The organism is Synechococcus sp. H55.2 (assembly GCF_047462495.1).
Taxonomy (GTDB): domain Bacteria; phylum Cyanobacteriota; class Cyanobacteriia; order Thermostichales; family Thermostichaceae; genus Thermostichus.
On the sequence record NZ_JANSJH010000013.1, the window covers coordinates 25,388 to 29,266 of the forward strand.

Annotated in this window: 1 protein-coding gene; it reads right to left on the reverse strand. The window is 62.4% G+C overall.

The window, feature by feature from the left end; genetic code table 11:
- Positions 1-6 precede the first annotated feature (6 nt).
- Positions 7-3,879 (reverse strand): PAS domain S-box protein (locus NW844_RS03215; RefSeq protein WP_414333420.1); only part of this gene is annotated, 3,873 nt, incomplete at its 5' end.

Sequence of the window (3,879 nt, forward strand, 5' to 3'; positions counted from 1 at the left end):
TTGGCATTAAGCTTCTGCATGGGTACTGGCAACAGGAGAAGGCCCAGACGCGGCAGCCGATAACTCCAGGGTAACTCGCTGGTACTCGGCTTCCAACCGTTGCAAGGCCTGCTTCAGGGTATCCCAGTTTACAAAAGCGGGAGAGGGGTGGCGAAAGAGGTTCTCCAGCTCCTGACACATCTGAGCTAGCGACTTGGCCCCCAGGGTGCTGCTACTGCCCTTGAAGCGGTGGGCCAGTTGGGCCACGGTTTGGGCATCTTGCCGCTCCAGAGCCTGGCGCAGGGATCCCAGCAGGGCCTGGCTGTCTTGCTGGTAGGTTTGCACCATCTCCTGCCAGTCTTCGGGGGATCCCAGCATGCTGCGTAGGCTGGCCAGGGTGTCGGGATCCAAGGCTGGCTCCGGTTTTTCTTCCGTGCAAGAAGAAGAGATTTCCTGCAAAGCGCGCTCCAGCACAGCCGGCTGCAGGGGCTTGGTCAGGTAGCCGTCGACGCCGGCGGCCTCGGCAGCAGCACGGCTTTCCAGGAAAGCGTCGGCGGTGAGGGCAAGGATGCGCGGCTGGCGATCTGGGGGAAGTTCGCTGCGGATGCGGCGGGTGGCTGCTAGGCCGTCCAGCTCCGGCATGTGCAGATCCATCAAGACCAGGTCGTAGGCGCGCAGTTGCAGCGCCTGCAGAGCTTCCAGGCCGTTGGCCACGATGTCCGGCTGATAGCCCAGCCGCTCCAGCATTAGGCGGATGACTTTTTGGTTGACGGGGTTGTCCTCGGCTACCAAGATGTGCAACGGGCAGCGGCTGGCCAAAGGCAGCGGGGGCTCCAAGGGGGAAGTAACGGCAGGCACTTTTTCCTGGCAAAGCAGAGCCCGCAGTTGCGAGGCCTTGACCGGCTTGCTCAGGGCAGGAAAAGAGCCAGAACTTGCCAAAGCCGCGCTGCGGGCCACCAGCAGCAAAGGCCTCAGGGGGGGCTGCTCCTGCTGCAGAGCCTTGGCCAGGGCCAGTCCATCGCCATCAGGCAGGCTGGTATCCACCAGGGCCAGCTCAAAAGTCTGGGCCTTGGCCAGAGCTTGGGCTTCTGCTGCAAAGCTGCAGGCCGTTACCTGCATCCCCCAGGCCTGGAGCAGGCGAGCCAGGAGCTGCCGTTGGCTGGCGTTGTCTTCCACCAACAAAACCCGCTTGCCGGCTAGAGCAGCATCGAGGGCTGGGGCTGCCAAGAGGGCCGGATCCGGAACACGCAGCGGGACACGGAAACCAAAGGTGGATCCCTGGCCCGGCTGGCTTTGCACCCAGATCTCTCCGCCCATCAGTTGACAGAGGCGCTGGCTGATGGCCAAGCCCAAGCCCGTGCCGCCGTAGCGGCGGCTGATGGAGCTGTCCACCTGGCTGAAAGGCTTGAAGAGGCGATCCTGCTTTTCCGGCGGGATGCCGATGCCGGTGTCTTGCACCTGGAAGCTCACCCACTGCTCCTGGGCCTCGACGCTTACCACCACTTCTCCCTGCGGGGTGAACTTGATGGCGTTGCTGAGGAGATTGGCCAGGATCTGGCGCAGGCGGTTGGGATCCCCCACCAGGCTGGCTGGCAAGCTGGGATCCACCCAGGCCACCAGCTCCAGATCTTTGCTCTGGGCTTGGGCGGCCATGAGATCCAAGAGCTCCTCCATGAGCTGGGGCAGGGAAAAGGGCGTTTCTTCCAGCTCCAATTTCTGAGACTCGATCTTGGAGAAATCCAAAATGTCGTTGATGAGGCTGAGCAGCACCTCGCTGCCGTAGCGGATGGTCTGCACCCAATCCCGCTGCTGCGGATCCAGGGGGGTATCCAGCAACAGGCTGGCCATGCCCATGATGGCGTTGATGGGCGTGCGGATCTCGTGGCTCATGGTGGCCAAGAATTCGCTCTTGGCGCGGTTGGCCGCCTCGGCAGCTTCCATAGCCGCCTTCATCTGCTCTTCCGTCTGCTTGGCCAGGGTGATGTCCCGCCCGGCAGCGTAGGCCAGGGATCCCGCCAGAGAGGCGCGCCATTCGATAAAGCGGTAGCTGCCGTCTTGGGTGCGGTAGCGGTTGACTAAGCCATCCAGGCGTCCTTCTTGCAGCAGCTTTTGCATCGCCTTCTGCGTGGCCAGCAGATCTTCCGGGTGCACCCATTCCCAAAAGGGGTGCTGCTGCAGCTCCTCGAGGGAACGGCCCAGAACAGTCTCCCAAGCAGGGTTGAGGCGGCGAAAATACCCCTGCTCGTCGGCAATGCAGAGCAAGTCCAAAGCTACCGAGAAAAATTGCTCCAGCTCTGCTTCGGCCTGCTTGCGGGCGGTGATATCGACGGCGGTAAACACCCAGCAAGGGATCCCCCGCAGCACCAGCGGCTGGACGAAGACGTCTTCCCAAAACTCCCGGCCATCCCGCCGTTGCCAGTGCCACTCAAAGCGGGCAGATCCCTGAGAGCGAGCTTGCTCCAGGTGAGGCTGCAGCGAGAACCCCCTTCCCTGCAGGGCCTGGCGATAGGGGGACTGCTCCAAAACGTCGAAGGCCCGCAGCTCCTCCAGGCTGGAAAATCCATAGGCGGCAAGGGCGCGCGGATTAGCCTCCAAGATCTCGCCCGTTTCGGCATGGCGAATGAGGATGGCCACGGCAGCATTTTCAAACAGGGCGCGGAACTTCTGCTCGCTCTCTTGCAGGGCTTGCTGCGCCTGCACCCGCTCCGTGATGTCGCGAATGATGAGCACCACTTCCTGCGCATTCAGAGGGGCAATGCGCACCTCCTCGTGGCGCACCTCGCCATCGATTTCCAGGCTTTGCTCGTAGCGCTGCAGGGTTTGGGTGGCCAGGGCTTGGCGAATATAGGCAAGCCGCCGCTCCGCCAGGTCTGGGGGCAGGAGTTCGTGGGGTGAGCGCCCCAGGTAAGTTTCTGGCAAGCCGTAGGGCCGCACCTCCCCCCCACAGCTCACTCCCAGGCAAACGCCCTGGCTATCGAGGTGAAAGATGAGATCCGGGATGGCCGCCAGAATGGCCCTTTGTTTTTCCTCGGCCGCTTTGAGCTCTAGCTCAGCCCGCTTGCGCTCTGTGATGTCCCGCACCAAGACGTAGAGCTTCTCGCTGCCGTGGGCAACGATACAGGCCCTGCGATACTGCCGCACCCCGCCTGGCAGCTCGATCTCGTACTCCAGGTATTCGACGCTCTGGTTGGCCAGAGCCCGCCTTCCCAGAACCTCGCATTGCTCCCTCAACGCAGCAGGCAAAATCTCCTGGAGCCGACGGCCAATGTAGTCCTCGGGGGGGCGCAGAGTGGCGAAGTAGCGGGGCGGCTTGCAGTCGAGGATGCGACCGTCGGCAGCAATCTCCCAAATCATGTCTGGGATTGCTTCGTAGAGGGCGCGATAGCGGGACTCGCTTTCCTGCAGCGCCTGCTCTCTCTCAACCTGCTCGCTGATGTTGCGGCTGGTGATGAGGATCCCATCCCCCACCGGCACCACCTGGTGGTGGAGCCAACGGGCCCGCAAGCCCGGCTGGCCGGAGATGGGAAACTCCTCTTCCAGGGGGATGCGGGTTTCCACCACCCGCTTGTATTTTTCAAAAAAGCCAGCCGTGCGGTTGATGGGCAGCAGCTCGCACAGCCTTTGGCCGAGGATCTCCTCCCGGCGGCGGGAAATCAGCTCCTCCCCCTTGGCGTTGACATCCACAAAGACAAAATCCGCAATCTCGCCGGTAAAAGGATCCCGCACCGCCTCCAAGAGATAGATGGCATCTAAGCTGGCTTCCAGCGCTGCGCGGAAACGGGCCTCTGGGCTGGAAGTTGGCAGCGATCCCTTGAAAATGAGCTTGAAAACTCTCTTGAAGAGAGGGATCCGCCGCCGGAGCCAGCCAAGCCCTAGAAGCGCTCCGAGAACCAAAACAAT